The 17,043-nt window shown below is 74.6% G+C and carries 15 protein-coding genes and 1 pseudogene; 8 read left to right on the top strand and 8 right to left on the bottom strand.

Translation table 11 applies throughout. From position 1 onward, the window contains the following. Positions 1–450 (top strand): annotated as a pseudogene (locus tag QZX64_RS14725) (hypothetical protein); the annotation flags it as partial. Positions 451–471: 21 nt separating this feature from the next. On the opposite strand, the gene QZX64_RS14720 reads toward QZX64_RS14725, so the two are convergent. From QZX64_RS14720 to QZX64_RS14710, 3 genes are read right to left on the bottom strand one after another with little or no spacing between them, the layout of a single operon-like run. Continuing rightward, on the bottom strand, positions 472–1,584 hold the full coding sequence (locus tag QZX64_RS14720; RefSeq protein ID WP_295661252.1) for an RDD family protein: 1,113 nt from the start codon (positions 1,582–1,584) through the stop codon (positions 472–474). Between the two features lie 15 nt (positions 1,585–1,599). After that, positions 1,600–2,709, bottom strand: a complete 1,110-nt coding sequence (locus tag QZX64_RS14715) for an FHA domain-containing protein (protein WP_295661250.1) — start codon at positions 2,707–2,709, stop codon at positions 1,600–1,602. Further along, the gene (locus QZX64_RS14710) at positions 2,706–3,527 is read right to left on the bottom strand and encodes a PP2C family serine/threonine-protein phosphatase (protein WP_295661248.1); all 822 of its coding nucleotides are present in this window, start codon (positions 3,525–3,527) and stop codon (positions 2,706–2,708) included. The genes QZX64_RS14715 and QZX64_RS14710 overlap by 4 nt, the downstream gene beginning before the upstream one ends. Positions 3,528–3,623: 96 nt before the next feature. Between QZX64_RS14710 and QZX64_RS14705 the strand changes: the two genes are divergently transcribed. The 6 genes from QZX64_RS14705 to QZX64_RS14680 all read left to right on the top strand — a co-directional run bounded on the left by QZX64_RS14705 (position 3,624) and on the right by QZX64_RS14680 (position 11,026). Then, positions 3,624–5,909: a helicase C-terminal domain-containing protein gene (locus QZX64_RS14705; protein ID WP_295661246.1), complete on the top strand. Its 2,286-nt coding sequence runs from the start codon at positions 3,624–3,626 to the stop codon at positions 5,907–5,909. Between the two features lie 9 nt (positions 5,910–5,918). Then, a complete protein-coding gene (locus QZX64_RS14700; RefSeq protein WP_295661244.1) occupies positions 5,919–6,446 on the top strand; it encodes a CGNR zinc finger domain-containing protein in 528 nt (175 codons plus the stop codon). Next, the gene (locus QZX64_RS14695; RefSeq protein WP_295661242.1) at positions 6,446–8,104 is read left to right on the top strand and encodes a DNA repair helicase XPB; all 1,659 of its coding nucleotides are present in this window, start codon (positions 6,446–6,448) and stop codon (positions 8,102–8,104) included. Before QZX64_RS14700 ends, QZX64_RS14695 begins: the two co-directional genes overlap by 1 nt. Before the next feature lie 122 nt (positions 8,105–8,226). Beyond that, complete coding sequence (locus tag QZX64_RS14690; RefSeq protein ID WP_295661240.1) at positions 8,227–9,315, top strand: hypothetical protein; 1,089 nt, start codon at positions 8,227–8,229, stop codon at positions 9,313–9,315. After that, positions 9,312–10,217, top strand: coding sequence for an ABC transporter ATP-binding protein (locus QZX64_RS14685; RefSeq protein ID WP_295661238.1), 906 nt, complete (start codon positions 9,312–9,314; stop codon positions 10,215–10,217). Before QZX64_RS14690 ends, QZX64_RS14685 begins: the two co-directional genes overlap by 4 nt. Beyond that, a complete protein-coding gene (locus QZX64_RS14680; protein WP_295661236.1) occupies positions 10,214–11,026 on the top strand; it encodes an ABC transporter permease in 813 nt (270 codons plus the stop codon). Before QZX64_RS14685 ends, QZX64_RS14680 begins: the two co-directional genes overlap by 4 nt. Positions 11,027–11,051: 25 nt before the next feature. On the opposite strand, the gene QZX64_RS14675 is transcribed toward QZX64_RS14680, so the two are convergent. The 5 genes from QZX64_RS14675 to QZX64_RS14655 all read right to left on the bottom strand — a co-directional run bounded on the left by QZX64_RS14675 (position 11,052) and on the right by QZX64_RS14655 (position 16,449). Continuing rightward, the gene (locus QZX64_RS14675) at positions 11,052–11,852 is read right to left on the bottom strand and encodes an alpha/beta fold hydrolase (RefSeq protein WP_295661234.1); all 801 of its coding nucleotides are present in this window, start codon (positions 11,850–11,852) and stop codon (positions 11,052–11,054) included. A gap of 48 nt (positions 11,853–11,900) precedes the next feature. Next, positions 11,901–12,620 (bottom strand): GntR family transcriptional regulator, encoded by a 720-nt coding sequence (locus QZX64_RS14670; RefSeq protein ID WP_295661232.1) that lies wholly within the window; start codon positions 12,618–12,620, stop codon positions 11,901–11,903. Between the two features lie 84 nt (positions 12,621–12,704). Continuing rightward, complete coding sequence (locus QZX64_RS14665) at positions 12,705–15,245, bottom strand: ABC transporter permease (protein WP_295661230.1); 2,541 nt, start codon at positions 15,243–15,245, stop codon at positions 12,705–12,707. Next, positions 15,245–16,012 carry an ABC transporter ATP-binding protein gene (locus tag QZX64_RS14660; protein ID WP_295661228.1) on the bottom strand — a complete coding sequence of 256 codons (768 nt, stop codon included), beginning with the start codon at positions 16,010–16,012 and terminating at the stop codon, positions 15,245–15,247. The genes QZX64_RS14665 and QZX64_RS14660 overlap by 1 nt, the downstream gene beginning before the upstream one ends. 59 nt (positions 16,013–16,071) lie before the next feature. Further along, entirely contained in the window at positions 16,072–16,449 is a 378-nt protein-coding gene (locus QZX64_RS14655; protein WP_295661226.1) for a VOC family protein, read from the bottom strand. Positions 16,450–16,512: 63 nt separating this feature from the next. Between QZX64_RS14655 and QZX64_RS14650 the strand changes: the two genes are divergently transcribed. After that, the coding region (locus tag QZX64_RS14650) for an alpha-ketoglutarate-dependent dioxygenase AlkB (protein ID WP_295661224.1) at positions 16,513–17,043 on the top strand (531 nt) is incomplete at its 3' end.

Genomic DNA, 17,043 nt, shown 5'->3' with positions numbered 1-17,043 from the left:
CGCTCGGCGCTCTCCACCACGGCCGTGCCCGTGGGCGGCCCCGGCGCGGGGCTGCGCCAGGGCGCCGGCCGCAGCGCCGCCCCCAGGGCCACCCGCCCGGGCCTCGCGTTCCCCCTCGGCGACTCGGCGTTCCGCGCCTACCTCGACGGCGACCTGTCCGGCGAGGACCTCAACATCCCGTCGGTATTGCTGCGTGGCGACCGCACGGTGCGCCGCAGGGTCACCAACGTGGGCGGCCGGCCGACGTACTTCTCCTCGCGGGCGATCGGCTTCGACACCCACACGGTGATCGTGCGTCCGGCGGCGCTGACGCTGCGCCCGGGAGAGTCGGCGACCTTCCAGGTCAGGGTGGACGGGCCGGCGGCTCCGCACCGCCTCGATGCCGGACAGGTCGTGTGGACCAGCGCCCGCGGCGCGACGGTGCGCATGCCGGTCGTGCTGGCCCGCTGATCCCTCGGCAGGCGGCGCGCGTCAGGCCTCGCGACTGACCGTCATCTCTCGGTCCCCGAAACGCACGGTGTCGCCGTCCAGGACCGTGGCGGGCTTGCCGGCGGTCAGCTCGCGGGCCACCCCCCTGCGCAGCAGCACCGAGCCGTTGGTCGAGCCGCGGTCCATCACGACCAGCGCGCCGTCGGGCGCCGGGCCGAACTGCGCGTGGGTCTTCGACAGCGACATGTCGGTGGACGACAGGGGCACGACGTGGTGCACGGGCTCGCCGCCGCGCGGCTCCGGGCGGCGCCCGACCAGCGCCGGCCCCTCGACCACGAACGTCTCGCCGTCGTCGAAGGTGACCCGCCACCGTGGTGGCGCCGCCGCCACCCGGCGGTCGGGCACCGGCCCGGGCTGGAGGCGGTGGGCACCTCGGACGACGGTCCGGCCGTCGTCGTGGACCGGCGCCGGCTGGGCGGCCGCCGGAGGCCGGGTCCACGGCGGCGGCTGGTGGGGGGTAGGCGGCCCGATGCGGGGGTCGACCGCTCGGGACGCGGGCGTCGGGGTCGGCGCGGGAGTGGGGGTGGGTGTGCCGGTCGGTGGTGACGCCGTCGCCGCCGGGACGAGCCGCATCGCGGTGAGGTTGACGACGTGCCGGGGCGCCACCTCGACCGTCGTGGGCTCAAGCACGGGCCGCACGTCGACCACGATCGCGTGGGACACGTGGTCGTGCCAGCCGCGACGGCGGTGCCCGGCCTCCGCCACCGCGGTCCAGGCGAGGGTGACGAGCCCGAGGCCGAAGGTCGGCAGCGAGGAGAGCCCGAGCACCACCGAGCGCAGCAGCGCGCGGCCGAAGCCGATCGGCGTGCCGGTGCCGTGGTGCACCACCCGCAGGCCCACCAGGCTCTTGCCGGGCGAGGACCCGGCGAGGCCCAGGAACGCCGAGGACACCAGCGTCACCAGCACCACCACACCGAGCACGACGCCGGCGCCGACCCAGAAGCCGCTGTCGGCGAGGAGGTGCCAGACCACGACGGCGCAGGCGGCGTACAGGCCCCAGACGATCAGCCGGTCGACCACGAAGGCGTAGAAGCGGCGCTCGAGCCCGGCGACGGGCAACGTCGGCGGGCCGGCACCGAGGGAGGGCTGGCTCATCTCGGGGACTCGGGGTCAGGGGTGGGTGACCTGGATGGTCACCCCGTCGCCGAGGTCGATGATCGCGCCCGGCATGAGCGAGACCGCGATGCCCGGCTGGAGCTCCTCGGGCGGCAGGCCGGGCTGCATGAGCATGGTGCCGTTGGTGGAGCCGAGGTCGGTCGCCACGGACATCCCGTGGTCGACCCCGGAGCCGGGGCGGACCTCCAGGTGCGTCGAGGAGATCTCGTGGTGCGGGCTGGGCACGGTGACCAGCTGCGGCTGGTCGCTGGAGGCGAAGCGGCGGGCCTCGGGCGCCCGGCCGACGAGGATCGCGCGGTCGACCTCGATGGTGTCGCCGCTGGAGAAGACCAGCCTCGCCACCGGCCGGGAGGTGACGCTGGGGGCGGGCGGCTGCCCCTCGATGCCCGGCGGCTCGGCGGGCAGGTGGCCCGAGACCCCGGCGGTCGTGTGGCCGTCGTGGTCGCTCTCCGCCGCCGGCGGGAGCCCGGCGACCGTCTCCTGCTCGTCCGGGGCGGCGGTCGCCACCGCGGGGTGCTCGCCGGTCCCGGCTGCCTCCGGCCCCTCCGCCTCGACCTCCACCGGCTCGGGCTCGGGCTCGGGCATCGACGTCGTCGGCTCGGGCACGGCGACGCTGGAGGCGGCCGCGGCGCCGACCACCGCCCCGCCGCCCCAGGTCACGCGGGACACCCGCACCAGGCCGGAGACCACCGACAGCTCGTCGCCGGCGGCGTCGGGCTCGACCTCGGCGGTCAGGCCGGTCACGCCGGCGACGGTGCGCTCGCCCCAGGTGGCGCCCGGCTCCGCCGTCACCTCCACGGCGCCGTCGGCGGTGTCACAGCTGACGCGGCCCCGGCCCCGTACGATCACCCGGGTGCCCTCGCCGGCGTCACCGGCGTCGCCGACCACCACGACGTCCGGCAGGCCGCGCAGGCCCGAGGCCAGGAGCACGTCGAGGACGTCGTCGAACGTGGCCCCGTCGTCGACCTGCTCCCAGACCGCCGCGACCCGGGCCTTCGCCGACGCGGGCAGCAGCACGGTGACGCCGGGGCCGATGGCGGCGTACCAGGAGCCGGGGAGGTACCTGCGCCGGCCGGCCTCGGTCTCGCGCACGGCGTTGCTCATGGCAGGGTCCCCAGCTTCGTCTCGAGACTCTCGCGCCGGCGCACGAGGTCGAACGACTCGTCGGTCGCCGAACCCACCACATCGACGACGACCGCCGTCGCGTTGTCGTGGCCCCCGGCCACCAGCGCCGCCTGCACGAGGCCGTCGGCCGCGTCGCGGGGGTCGGGGCTCCGGGCGAGGATGCTCGCCATGGTGGCGTCGTCGATCATCCCGGTCACGCCGTCGGTGCACAGCACGATGCGCTCGGCGGCGGCGAGGGGCAGCAGGAAGAAGTCGGGCTCGAGGGTCCCGAGGGCGGCGCCGAGCGCCCGGGTGATGACGTTGCGCTCGGGATGCTCGGCGGCCTCGGCCGCGGTGATCTCCCCGGCGTCGACGAGCTCCTGCACGACGGAGTGGTCCACGCTGACCTGGTCGAGCTCGCCCTCGACGACCCGGTAGATGCGGGAGTCGCCGAGGTTGGCCAGCAGCCACTTGGGGCCGTCGTCGTCCGCGACGAGCAGGGCGACCACCACGGTCGTGCCCGCGTGCACCCGGCGGCCGGTGCCGGACCGGGTGGTGGCGTACTCGCGGATGCGCACCTGGCAGCGGGCCAGCGTCGAGACCACGGCCTCGGCGCCCGCGCGGGAGTCGCGACCGTCCTGGGGGAGCCGTGCGAACTCCTCGACGACGATGCGGCTCGCGACGTCGCCGCCCTCGTGCCCTCCCATGCCGTCGGCTACCACGAAGAGCGGGGGCGCCACCAGGAAGGCGTCCTCGTTCGCCGTGCGCACGTGCCCGACCTCGCTGGAGGCGCCGTGGTGCAGGTCGACCGCCCTCATCGGCTCACCCCGTCCTCGTGTCGCTCGTCGCCCGGGCCGTGGCCGTGCGCCCGGACCGCACCTCCGGGTGGGAGGCTGACGAGTAGCGTAGGAGAGATGGCAGCAACCGAGCGGGGCACACCCCCACGCACCCTCGCCGACCAGCTGCGCGGCTGGCCCGACGAGCGGCTGGGCAACCTGCTGCGCGAACGTCCCGACCTGGCCACACCGGCTCCTCACGACTCGGCCCAGCTGGCATCGCGTGCCGCCACGCGCTCATCGGTCCTGCGCGCGCTCGACGGGCTGACCCGGCTGGAGCTTTCTGTGCTTGATGCCCAGGTGGTTGCATCTCAAACCACGTACGACGACCTGGTCTCGATGGTCAACGCCGACCCGGCCGCCGTGCGGCGGGCGGCCGAGCGGCTGGTGGACCTGGCCCTGTCGTGGGAGAGCCCCTCGGGCCTGCGGCCGCTCACCGGCGTCGCGGAGGTCCTGCGCGGCGGCCCGGCGGCGGGGGTGAGCGGGCTGCGGCCGGTCTCGGGCCACGGGCCGGGCACCGCCGCCCTCGGCTCGCGCATCGAGGCCCTCAGCAAGCCGGCCCGCGCCCTGCTGGAGCACCTCGCCGACCACGGGGGTGAGGGCACCACCGGGTCGGCCCGCCCGCCGGCCCGTCCCGAGGACGCCACGACGCCGGTCGAGGAGCTGCTCGCCCACGGCCTGCTGACCCCCCGCGGCCAGGGCGTCGTGCTGCTGCCCGGCGAGGTGGGGCTGGCCCTGCGCGGCGGTCGCACCACCACCGCGCCGGTCGACGACGTACCCGCGGTGCCGACGAGCGAGCGAGACCCCGCCCTGGTCGACCGGCTCGCCGCGGGCGCCGCCTTCGAGGCCGTACGCCGCGTGGCGCTGCTGCTCGACTCCTGGGGCCTGGCGCCGCCCGGCGTGCTGCGCGCGGGCGGGCTGTCCGTGCGCGACCTCAAGGCCGCCTCCGTCGAGCTGCACGTCACCCCGGCCGAGGCCGGGCTGCTGGTCGAGGTGGCGCACGAGGCGGGCCTGCTCGCGGAGTCGACCGACGCCGACGGCGAGGCGGTGTGGCTGCCCACCGACACCTACGACGCGTGGTCGGCCGGCGCTCCCGCCGCCCGGTGGGCGGCCCTGGCCCGTGCCTGGCTGGAGTCGCCCCGGACGGCCGGGCTCATCGGCACCCGCGACAGCGCCGGCAAGACCTGGAACGCCCTGGCTCCCGACCTGTCCAGCGTCTTCCAGGCCGAGGCCCGCCGGATGGCGCTCGCCGAGCTCGCCGCCCTGCCGCCCGGGGCCACCCTCGCGGCGGGCACCGGCTCACCGGGCGTGGTGGCGCGGGTGTCGTGGCTGCGGCCCCGCCGCCCGGCGTCGCGTGCCGACATGGTCGTCTGGTCGCTGGCCGAGGCGGGCGCCCTCGGGGTCACCGGCTACGACGGCATCTCCTCCGCCGGGCGCCGGCTCCTCGCGGGCGACCTCGACGCGGCCGCGGCGGCCCTGGCCCCGCTCCTCCCCGAGCCGGTCGACCACGTGCTCGTGCAGGCCGACCTGACCGCGGTCGCCCCCGGCCCCCTGGAGCCGGCGCTCTCGCGCACCCTGCACCTGCTGGCCGACGTCGAGTCCCGGGGCGGGGCGACGGTCTACCGCTTCCGCCCGGCGTCCGTGCGCCGCGCGTTCGACGCCGGCTGGTCGGCGGCGGAGGTCCACGAGTTCCTGGCGTCGGTCTCCCGCACACCGCTGCCCCAGCCGCTGACCTATCTCGTCGACGACGTGGCCCGCACGTTCGGCACGCTGCGGGTGGGGCACGCCGAGGCGTTCCTGCGCGCCGACGACGAGGGGACGCTCGCCGAGCTGCTGCACCACCCGAAGGCCGCCAGCCTCGGCCTGCGCCGCCTGGCACCGACCGTGCTGGTGAGCACCGTGCCGGTCGACGTGCTGCTGCCGCGGCTGCGCGAGGTCGGGGCGGCGCCGGTGGTGGAGGCGGCCGACGGCACCGTCCGGGTCGCTCGCCGCGACCTCCAGCGCGCACGCACCCCCCGCCACCGCCGCCCGCCCAGCCTCCGCGCCGCCAAGGAGTCCGCCACGGTCGCGGCCGTGGTCACCGCCGTCCGCGCGGGCGACCGGGCCACCTCGGCCCGGCCCCACCGGGCGGGCGGGCCCACGACGCCGTCCGACGCCCTGGCGGCGCTGCGGCTGGCCATCGAGGACCAGGTGACCGTGGTGATCGGGTACGTCGACAACCACGGCGCGTCCTCGGACCGGCTGGTCGACCCGGTGCGCGTGGAGGGCGGACAGCTGACCGCCCACGACCACCGCAGCGACGACACCCGCACCTTCGCCGTCCACCGCATCACGACGGTCCGGCCGGTGCCCAGCGCTCCGTAGACTGGAGGGATGGACTTCGTGAGGTACGCCGAGTCGGCCGCGGCGCTGCTCAACGCCGACGTCGACGACGTCGACGGCCTCCTCGCGCACCTCGCCGACCGCCAGTGGCTGCACGGGCAGACCGTCGAGCGCGACGTGACGGTGCTGCGCCGCTTCCAGCGCGAGCTGCGCCCGGTGTTCGACGCCTCCGACGAGGGCCGCACCTCCGACGTCGTCGCCGGCCTGAACGACCTCCTCGGCCGGCACCCCGTCACCCCGATGATCAGCGACCACGACCCCGCGAACCTGCACCTGCACGTCGCCAACCGGGCGGCATCGGTCTCCGACCTCCTCATCGGCGAGTCGCTGGTGGGCCTGGCCACGCTCGTGTGCGACCTCGGCCCGACCCGGCTGGGCGTCTGCAGCGCCTCCCCGTGCACCAACGTCTACGTCGACACCTCCCCCAACCAGTCGCGCCGCTACTGCTCCGACCGCTGCTCCTCCCGAGCCAACGTCGCGGCCTACCGCGCCCGCCAGAAAGCCGCTGCCTCAGCCTGATGACCGCCACCGACGGCCCCCTGATCGTCCAGTCCGACAAGACCCTGCTCCTCGAGATCGACCACGACCGCGCGCAGGACTGCCGCAAGGCCATCGCGCCCTTCGCCGAGCTCGAGCGCTCGCCCGAGCACGTCCACACCTACCGCCTCACCCCGCTCGGGCTGTGGAACGCCCGTGCCGCGGGCCACGACGCCGAGCAGGTCGTCGACACGCTGCTCTCCTACTCCCGCTATCCGGTGCCGCACGCGCTGCTCGTCGACATCGCCGAGACCATGGCCCGCTACGGGCGGCTGCGGCTCGAGAAGCACCCCGTGCACGGGCTCGTGCTGGTCTCGACCGACCGGCCGGTGCTCGAGGAGGTGCTGCGGGCCAAGCGCATCCAGGGGATGCTCGGCGCCCGCATCGGCGGCGCCGACGGGGACACCGTGCTCGTGCACGCCAGCGAGCGCGGCAACCTCAAGCAGGCGCTGCTCAAGCTGGGCTGGCCCGCGGAGGACTTCGCGGGGTACGTCGACGGGGAGGCGCACCCGATCGAGCTCGACCAGAGCGCGTGGCACCTGCGCGACTACCAGCGCGACGCCGCCGACTCGTTCTGGCACGGCGGCTCGGGCGTCGTGGTGCTGCCGTGCGGCGCCGGCAAGACGCTGGTGGGCGCGGCCGCGATGGCCCACGCCGCCGCCACCACGCTGATCCTGGTCACCAACACCGTGAGCGCCCGGCAGTGGAAGGACGAGCTGATCAGGCGCACGTCGCTGACGGCCGAGGAGATCGGCGAGTACTCCGGCTCGGTCAAGGAGGTCCGGCCCGTCACCATCGCGACGTACCAGGTGATGACGACGCGGCGCAAGGGCGTCTACTCGCACCTCGAGCTCCTCGACGCCCGCGACTGGGGGCTGATCGTCTACGACGAGGTGCACCTGCTGCCGGCCCCGATCTTCCGGATGACCGCCGACCTCCAGGCCCGCCGCCGCATCGGCCTGACCGCCACCCTCGTGCGCGAGGACGGCCGCGAGGGCGACGTCTTCTCGCTGATCGGGCCCAAGCGGTACGACGCCCCGTGGAAGGACATCGAGGCGCAGGGCTGGATCGCGCCCGCCGACTGCGTCGAGGTCCGCGTCACCCTGCCCGAGGGCGAGCGGCTCGTGTATGCGACCGCCGAGCCGGAGGAGCGCTACCGCCTCGCCTCCTGCACCGGGCAGAAGCTCGACGTCCTGCGCCGGCTGGTCGACCAGCACGCCGACCAGCCGACGCTGGTGATCGGCCAGTACATCGACCAGCTCGACGAGATCGCCGAGGCGCTCGACGCCCCGGTCATCAAGGGCGACACCCCGGTCAAGGAGCGGCAGCGGCTCTTCGAAGCCTTCCGGTCCGGCGAGATCGGGCTGCTGGTGGTCAGCAAGGTCGCCAACTTCTCGGTCGACCTGCCGTCGGCCGAGGTCGCGATCCAGGTGAGCGGCTCGTTCGGCTCGCGGCAGGAGGAGGCGCAGCGCCTGGGCCGGCTGCTGCGGCCCAAGTCGGAGGGCAGGACCGCGCACTTCTACACCATCGTCTCCCGCGACACCGTGGACGCGGAGTTCGCCCAGAACCGGCAGCGCTTCCTGGCCGAGCAGGGCTACGCCTACCGCATCGTCGACGCCGACGACGTGGCGTCGGCCTGAGGGCTCGGCCGATTCCGGGTGCCCGGTGCGGTCGCCGCGGACACCATGGAGGTGGAGAGCCAGGACCCTGCGTCGCCGTACCTGAGCGCTGAGGCGCCCCCGGCCGACGTACGCTCGCGGGCATGACGCCCATGGGTCGCTGGAGCATCGTCGTCGCGGGCATCGCGGCGCTGCTGGCGGCCCCCTTCGCCCTGCGGGCGCTGCCCGTGGACGACGCCGGCACCGACGCGGCGGCCCTGCTGACCCAGGTGCAGGAGGCCGAGGACCACCCCTACTCCGGGTACGTCGAGTCGCAGGGCACCCTGCAGCTGCCGGTGACCGACGGCTTCACCGACGTGGGCGCGCTCCTCGGCGAGGAGACCCGGATGCGGGTGTGGTGGCGCGGCGAGGACCGGTGGCGGGTCGACAAGCTGCTCACCACCGGTGAGGTCGACCTCGTCCACGACGACCGCGGCACCACCCGGTGGCGCTATGCGCAGGACGACGTGCAGCGCAGCCCCGACCCCGACATCCGCCTCCCCCGCACCGCCGACCTGCTCCCGCCGTCGGTGGCCCGGATGCTGCTCGACGACGTCGACGCCGAGGACGTCGAGCGCATCGAGGCCCGGCGGGTGGCCGGCATCGACGCTCCCGGCCTGCGCCTCTCCCCCGCCTCCGAGCAGTCGAGCATCGAGCACGTCGACCTCTGGGCCGACCCCGACAGCGGGGTCCCGCTGCGGGTCGCGGTGGTCGGCAAGGGGGCGCGCACCGTGGCCTTCACCTCGGAGTTCCGCGAGTTCTCCGCCGCCACCCCCAGCGCCGGCTCGGTGGCCTTCCGGGCGCCGCCCGGCGCCGAGGTGTCCTTCGACGACGTGCTCGACATCGCCGACGCCGCCAACCAGTACGCGCCCCTCGTCCCGCCCGCCTCCCTCGCCGGCCTGGCGAAGGGGCCCCAGGCCGACGGGGCGGTCGGGGTGTACGGCGCCGGGATGACCCGGCTGCTCGCCGTCCCGCTGCGCGACCAGGACGCCGGCCCCCTGCGCGAGCAGCTGGCCCGAACTCCGGGGGTGCGCGAGGTGCGCCGCGGCACCGTCGTCGCGCTGGGCCCGCTCGGCGTCATGCTCACCGGCGGCGAGGGCGACGGCGGCTGGCTGCTGGCCGGCACGGTCACCGGCGACACCCTGGTGACGGCCGCCCGCGACGTGACGACCGGGACGCTGGTGCGCCGATGATCCGCACCCACGGGCTCACCAAGCGGTACGGCGGCATCCTGGCCGTCGACGACGTCGACCTCGACGTCCGGGAGGGCGACGTCTACGGCTTCCTCGGCGCCAACGGCTCCGGCAAGACCACCACGGTGCGGATGCTGCTCGGGCTGGTCCTGGCGACCTCCGGGACGGCCGAGGTGCTGGGCGAGGCGATGCCCCGGCACGCCGGCCGGGTCCTGCCCGAGGTGGGCGCCCTGGTCGAGTCGCCCGGCGCCTACCCCCGGTTGTCGGGCCGGGCCAACCTGCGGGTGCACGACGCACTGGGCCGCGGCCGCCGCTCGGGCCGTGCCGGCCGTGTCGACGACGTGCTCGACCGGGTGGGCCTCGGCGGCGTCGACGAACGCCCGGTCGCGTCGTACTCCCTGGGCATGCGGCAGCGCCTGGGCCTCGCGCACGCGCTGCTCGGCCACCCCCGCCTGCTGGTGCTCGACGAGCCCACCAACGGCCTGGACCCCCAGGGCATCCACGAGATCCGCGACCTCCTGCTCGAGCTGCACGCCGGCGGCACCACGATCTTCCTCTCCAGCCACCTGCTCGCCGAGATCGAGCAGCTGGCCACCCGCGTCGGCGTGCTCGACCGTGGGCGGCTGGTCATCGAGGACGACCTCGCGACGCTCACCAGGCCGACAGGGCGCACCTACCTGCGCACCCGCGACGTCGACCGGGCCCGCGCCCTGCTCGACGGGCAGGTCGAGCACGTGGGCGAGGACCACCTGCTGGTGCGCGTCGACGACGTCGCCGAGCTCAACGCGCTGCTCGTGCGCGACGGGGTGCGCGTGACCGAGCTGGCGCCCGAGCGGCGCACCCTCGAGGACGTCGTGCTGGCCGCCACGGTGGCGGGCTCCGACCGGATCGAGCGCGGATGATCGCGGTCGAGCTGCACCAGCTGCTGCGCAGCCGGCGCACCTGGGTGACGATCCTGATGATCGACAGCCTCCCCACCCTGGTGGCGGTGCTGCTCGGGGTGACCGAGGTGGGCCCGCGCCCGGGCACCGGACCGGCGTTCCTGTCGGCCGTGCTCACCGACGGCACCCTCTTCCCGCTGGCCGCCATCGCGATCGTGCTGCCGCTCTTCATGCCGATCGCGGTGTCCATCGTCGCCGGGGAGTCGATCGCCGGCGAGGCCCAGCAGGGCACCCTGCGCTACCTGCTGGTGCGGCCGGTCGCGCGCACCCGGCTGCTGGTCGCGAAGCTCGTGAGCGTGATGGTGTTCGTGCTGCTCACCCTCGCGGTGGTGGCCGCGACGGCGTACGTCACCGGCACCCTGCTCCTCGGCGACGCCCCGGTGGCGGCGACGACCACGGTCTCCGGCACCACGCTCACCCAGCAGGAGCTCATCCTCCGCACGCTGCTCGCCCTGGCCTACGCGATGCTGTCGATGTTCGGCGTCGCGTCCATCGCGCTGTGCCTCTCGACCTTCGTCGACGCGCCCCTCGGCGCCGCCCTCGGCACGCTGGCGGTTCTGGTGGCCTCCACGCTGCTGCTCACCCTGGACGCCGCCGACTCGATCGCGCCGTACCTCCTCACCCGCTACTGGCTGGCCTTCGTCGACCTGTTCCGCGACCCCATCCTGTGGCGCGACGTGGTGCGCGGGGCCCTGCTGCAGGTGGTGTACGTCGCGGTGTTCCTCGGCATCGCCTGGGCCAACTTCGCCACCAAGGACGTCAAGGACTGAGGCGCACCGCGGCCGGCCGACCCGGTCACGGTGTCGCGGTGCAGACCTCGATGCCGGGCACGGCCGGGTCGCCGGTGCCGAGCTGGGCGAGGGCGGCCGCCATCACCGCCGGGGTGCGGGGGAGGTCGCCGTGCGCCACCACGGCCCGGGGGCAGACCGACTGGATGGTGAACTCCAGCGCCCCGTCGAGCTCGGCGGAGGAGGGCGGCACGACCGTCTGGTCGTCCGTCGTCCAGATCGACACCCACAGCGGGCCCAGGGGCGTCTCGTCGCCGGCGTTGAGCGCGTTCAGCAGGTCGCTCCCGGGCGCGAGCTGGCGGCAGGCGACCGGGCAGCTGTCAGGCGCCAGGCTGCCGGCCAGCGCCGCCAGGTCCGTGCCGTGGTGGGGGGAGCCGAGGGTCACCACGCGCCGGGCCACCGACCCGCCGCCGTGGTCGCGCACCCACAGCCGCGCGGTGACTCCCCCGGCGGAGAAGCCGACGACGTCGACGGACCCGGCACCGGTGCGGTCCAGGGCGTCGTCGGCCGCCTCGTCCAGCACCTGCGCCTGCTCGTCGAGGTCGCCCCTGCCGTCTCCCGCCAGGCGGACGACGACCACGTCGCGCCCCGCGCGCTCCAGCGCCGCGGCCAGCACCTGCAGGGACCTCGTCGACCCGCCGTACCCCGGCACCAGCAGCACCGGTCCCTGTGTCGCCTGCGACACCGGCACCGTGGCGGTCTCCCGGCTCGTCCAGGCGACGACGCCCACCGCGACGGCGGCAGCCAGCACCAGGACGGCCAGCACCACGACGAAGCGGCGCCGGGCCGGCGGGAGGGTGTCGAGCACGCCCCCGATCCTTGCGCGCCGGGCCAAGGAGGGCGGACCCGGGACCGGTCAGGCGTTGGAGCCGAGCTGGACGTACATCGTGAAGCGGTCGGGGCGGTACGCCGAGCGGGACACCTCGACCGGTCGCTGGTCGACCAGGGCGCGACGGGCCACGCGCAGCACCGCGGATGCCTTGGGGACGTCGAGGAGGTCGGCCTCCTCGGCGGTCGCGAGGTCGGACGTCACGGAGTCCTCCGCCCAGGTGGGGCGCAGGCCCCGGGCCTCGAGGGCGGAGTAGAGGCTGGTGGGCATCCCGGACTGCAGGAAGCCGGGGAGCAGCACCTCGTTGAGGTAGGCGTCCTCGATGCAGATCAGCTGGCCGTTGCCGCGACGCAGCCGCTTCCAGTGGATCACCGCGTCACCGGGCGAGATGTCGAGCGCGCGGGCCACGCCGGGACCGGCCTGCTCGCGACGGGCCAGGAGGGTCTGCGACTCGGGCAGCAGCCCGCGCTGGCGCATGTCCTCGGTGTAGCCGGTCAGGGCCCCGACCCGGCGCCGGGGCCGGGCGACGAAGGTGCCGCGTCCGGGCATCCGCTCGAGCAGCCCCTCGACGACGAGGGCGTCCATCGCCTGGCGTACGGTCATCCGGGCGACGCCGAACTGGGCGACCAGCTCACGCTCGGAGGGCGCGGGGGTGCCGGGGTCGGCACCCTCGACCAGGAGCCGGACGTGCTCACGCACCTGAACGTGCTTCAGCGCACGCTGCACGATTCCGACTGCTTGGGTCATGGACAGATGATAGGCGGCCGCGGGCGGATCCGTACCGGTATTCGACGAGTCGATCGTGTCGGCCCGCCTCCCGGCCGCAGCCACTCAGTCGGTGGCGATCGCCGAGAGCACGTCGAGGCGTGCCGCGCGCCGTGCCGGCAGCACCGCGGCGAGCACGCCGACCACCACCGAGACGGCCAGGAACGCCCCGATCTGGTCCCACGGCACCGAGATCACCTCGAGGCCCTCGTCGCGCAGGGCGTACATCATCGCGATGCCGAAGAAGACGCCGAGCACGCTGCCGAGGACGGCGCCGAGGACCGCGATGACGACCGACTCGAACGTCACCATGCGCCGCAGCTGCGCCCGGCTCAGCCCGACCGCACGCAGCAGGCCGACCTCGCGGGTGCGCTCGATGATCGAGAGGGCGAGGGTGTTGACGATCCCCAGGACGGCGATGAAGAGAGCGAGCCCGAGCAGCGCGAAGATCATCAGCACCAGCTGGTCGATCGGGCCGCGCTGCTCCTCGGCGAACGCCGCCTGGTCCTTGACCGTCACGATGGGCAGGTCGGCGACGACCGCCTCGATGCGCTCCTGCAGCGCCGGGGACTGCTGCGCGACGTCGAGGACGAGCAGGTTGTCGCGGTCGGGGAAGCCTGCGTCCCGCAGCGTCGCCAACGTCGTCTGCACCGGGAAGCCCAGGATCGGGTTGTCGGCGAAGATGCCCACCACCGGGTAGGTCAGGTCCTCGTTGTTGAAGGTGACCTCCAGGTCGTCGCCCACGGCCAGGCCGAGCTCGTCGGCGTACTTGTCGGAGAGCAGGACCGTGCCGGTGGCCAGGTCGTCGAGGGAGCCGCCGACCATCTCCAGGCCCAGCGCGCCCTCGAACGACGTGCGCTGGCTCGCTCCGACGCCCTGCGGGTCGCCGTCCACGTCCGCGAACGCCCACCGCTGGCGTGCGACGGTCCCGACGCCCTCCAGGGCACCCATCTGGTCGCCGATCCGCGACGAGAACGACTGGCCCATCAGGTTGCTCACGACGTAGTCGCCCCGGAAGTTCTCCTCGATCGTCTGGTCGACCGACGCCTTCGCGGAGTCGCCGACGATGGCCATGGTCGCCGCCAGGGCCAGTCCGATCATCAGGGCCGATGCCGTGGCCGTCGTACGCCGCGGGTTGCGCAGCGAGTTCTGGCCCGCGAGGTTGCCGACGGCGCCGAAGACGCGGGCCAGCAGCCGCTGGGAGAGGCGCAGGAACGGCCGGCTCAGCACCGGGCTGGCCGAGGCGACGCCCAGCAGCACCGCCAGCACGCCGGCGCCGACGAACCACCCGCCGCGGTCCACGGAGGTGAAGAGACCGGTGGCCAGGGCGCCGCACCCGGCGGCGACGAGCACCAGGCCGCCGACGAAGCGCCGGTGCATCGAGGTCTCCGGCATGGAGATGTCGTCGCGCAGCGCCTGCACCGGCGCGATCCGGGCGCTGCGCCGCGCCGGCAGGTAGGCCGCCGCCATCGTGACCACGATCCCGATGGCGTACGACGCGACGAAGGTGCGCGGCGCGAAGACCAGGGGCTGCTCGCTGAGGTCGAGGCCGAAGCGCCCGAAGACGAGCCGGATCAGCATCGCGAGCAGCACGCCGAGGCCCAGCCCGATCGTGGAGCCGAGCACGCCGAGCACCAGCGACTCCAGCATCACCGAGCGCGTCACCTGGCGTCGTGAGGCGCCCAGGGCCCGCAGGAGCGCGAGCTCGCGGCTGCGCTGGGCGACCAGGATCGAGAAGGTGTTGACGATGAGGAAGGCGCCGACCACGAGGGAGATGCCGGCGAAGATGAGCAGGAACGTCGTCAGGAACGTGATCGCCTCCAGCAGCTGGCTGGCGTTCTCGTCCGCCACGTCGTCGCCGGTGACGGCCTCCACGCCCTCGGGCAGCCGCTGTGCCACCGCGTCGCGGAGCTCCTCCTGGGAGACCCCGTCCTCGGCGGTCACCCACAGGTCGGTGTAGACGTCGCGGCCGCCGGTGAAGAGCTGCTGCGTGGTGGGGGTGTCGAAGGCGACGTACGTCGCGCCGTTGAGCGAGCCGCCCTGGGCGAAGTCGGCGAGGCCCACGAGCACGGGGTTCAGCACCGCCTGGTCGCCCGTGGTGACGATGCGCACCCGGTCGCCGCGCGAGTAGCCGGCACGCTCCGCCGTCGAGACGTCCAGGACCACCTGGTCGCGGCCCTCGGGCTCGGCGCCGATGACGATGCTGAGGCCCTCGAGCCCGTGGCCGGCCGGGGCGTCGGACCAGTTGCCGGCGATCCCGGGCGGCCCCTGACCGCCCACCACCTTGTTCTCGCCGTCGACGACGAAGACGCCGAGCTCGGTGACGTTGCCGTCGACGCGCGCGGCTCCCTCGACCGGGCGCAGCTCCTCGACGACCGACGCGGGCACCGTGCGCGTGGACGGCCCGTTGCGGAGGTCGCCCGCGCCCTCGGGGCGCACCACCACGTCGCCGACCGTCGAGGCGAAGAGCGCGGTGAAGCTGCGGCTCAGGGTGTCGCTGAAGACCAGCGACCCGGCGACGAAGGCCACGCCGAGCACGATGGCGAAGGTGCTGAGCAGCAGGCGGACCTTGCGGCCCATCAGGCTCTTCAGGGCGGCGCGCAGCATCAGCGGGCCACCGGGGCGCTCATGGTCGCCATCACCTCGAGCACCGACTCGCGGTCGGGGTCGCGCACCTCGTGCACGACGCGACCGTCGGCGAGGAACACCACCCGGTCGGTGTACGCCGCGGCGACGGGGTCGTGGGTCACCATCACGATCGTCTGGGCGTGCCCGTCGACGCTGCTGCGCAGGAGGTCGAGCACCTCGCCGCCGGAGCGGGAGTCGAGGTTGCCGGTCGGCTCGTCGGCGAAGACGATGCGCGGCCGGCTGACCAGGGCGCGGGCGATCGCGACCCGCTGCTGCTGGCCGCCCGACAGCTCGTTGGGCTTGTGGTCGAGCCGGTCGCCGAGCCCGACGGTCGCGATGACGGACTCGAACCAGCCGGCGTCCGGCCGGCGCCGCGCGATGGCGAGGGGCAGCACGATGTTCTCCCGCGCGGTCAGCGTGGGCACCAGGTTGAACGACTGGAAGACGAACCCGATCTCGTCACGACGCAGCCGGGTCAGCGCCTTGTCCTTGAGCCGCGTCAGCTCCTGGTCCCCGATGTAGACCTCCCCCGAGGTGCCGGTGTCGAGCGCGGCGCAGCAGTGCATCAGCGTGGACTTGCCCGACCCGCTGGGGCCCATGATGGCGGTGAACTCCCCCGCCGCGAGGTCGAGGCTGACGTCGTCGAGCGCGGTGACCAGGGCCTGACCCGAGCCGTAGGTCTTGGTCAGGTGGCGCACACGGGCGGCGGGCACGGCCCCCGGCCGGCCGTGCTTCTGCTCGGTCATGGCGCAAGCCTCCCGTGTCGCACCAAGCAGGCGCCATCGGGATCCTCCCCGAGCGGCCGTCAGGGGCGTCGGGAGGCGAGCACGCAGAGCTCGTTGCCCTCCGGGTCCGTGAGCGTGACCCAGCCGACCTCGCCCTGGCCGACGTGGGCGTGCCGGGCGCCGAGGTCGAGCAGGCGACGCACCTCGTCGTCCTGGTCGCGGTCGGTCGGGCTGACGTCGAGGTGCAGCCTGTTCTTGACCGTCTTGTGCTCCGGCACCTGGGCGAAGGTCAGCACGGGCGGCACCGGCCCGGTGCGGTCCTCCCCGGCAAGCGGACCGATGGTCACAGTCCCGTCGTCGCGGTCGAGGACCTCGTAGTCGAGGACCGCACACCAGAACCGGGCGAGCGCCGGGGCGTCGGCGCAGTCGATCGCGACCTCGGTGAGCCTGCTGGCCATGGGTGGGGGACCTCCCTGTGCACGAGCCCTTGCCATCGAACACGCGTTCGATATCATCAGACGATGGACTTCCAGGGCACCCTCTTCGACGAGTCGCCGGCGGCCGACCTGGCGGGGCTGCCTCGGCTGGCACCGCGGCGCACGCTACTCACGCGCGGCGCCTGGGTCGACGTCCAGAGCAACTGGCTCCCCGGGGCCGACGCCGTCTTCACCACCCTCGTGCATGACGTGCCGTGGCGGGCCGAGCGGCGCGAGATGTACGACCGGGTCGTCGACGTGCCGCGCCTGGTGCACACCTACGGCGTCGGCGAGGTGCTCCCGCACCCGCTGCTCACCGAGGCGCGCGAGGCGCTGTCGGAGCACTACCGCCCCGAGCTCGGCGAGCGGTTCGTGACCGCCGGGTGCTGCTACTACCGCGACGGCCGCGACTCGGTGGCCTGGCACGGCGACCGGATCGGCCGCGGCAGGGTCCACGACACCATGGTCGCCATCGTCTCGGTGGGCGACCCGCGCCGGCTGATGCTGCGACCGCGAGGCGGCGGGGAGTCGATCTCGGTGACGATGGGCCACGGCGACCTCCTCGTGATGGGCGGG

This window comes from uncultured Nocardioides sp. (assembly GCF_902805925.1).
Lineage (GTDB): Bacteria > Actinomycetota > Actinomycetes > Propionibacteriales > Nocardioidaceae > Nocardioides.
This window is presented reverse-complemented; position numbering and strand designations above follow the sequence as displayed.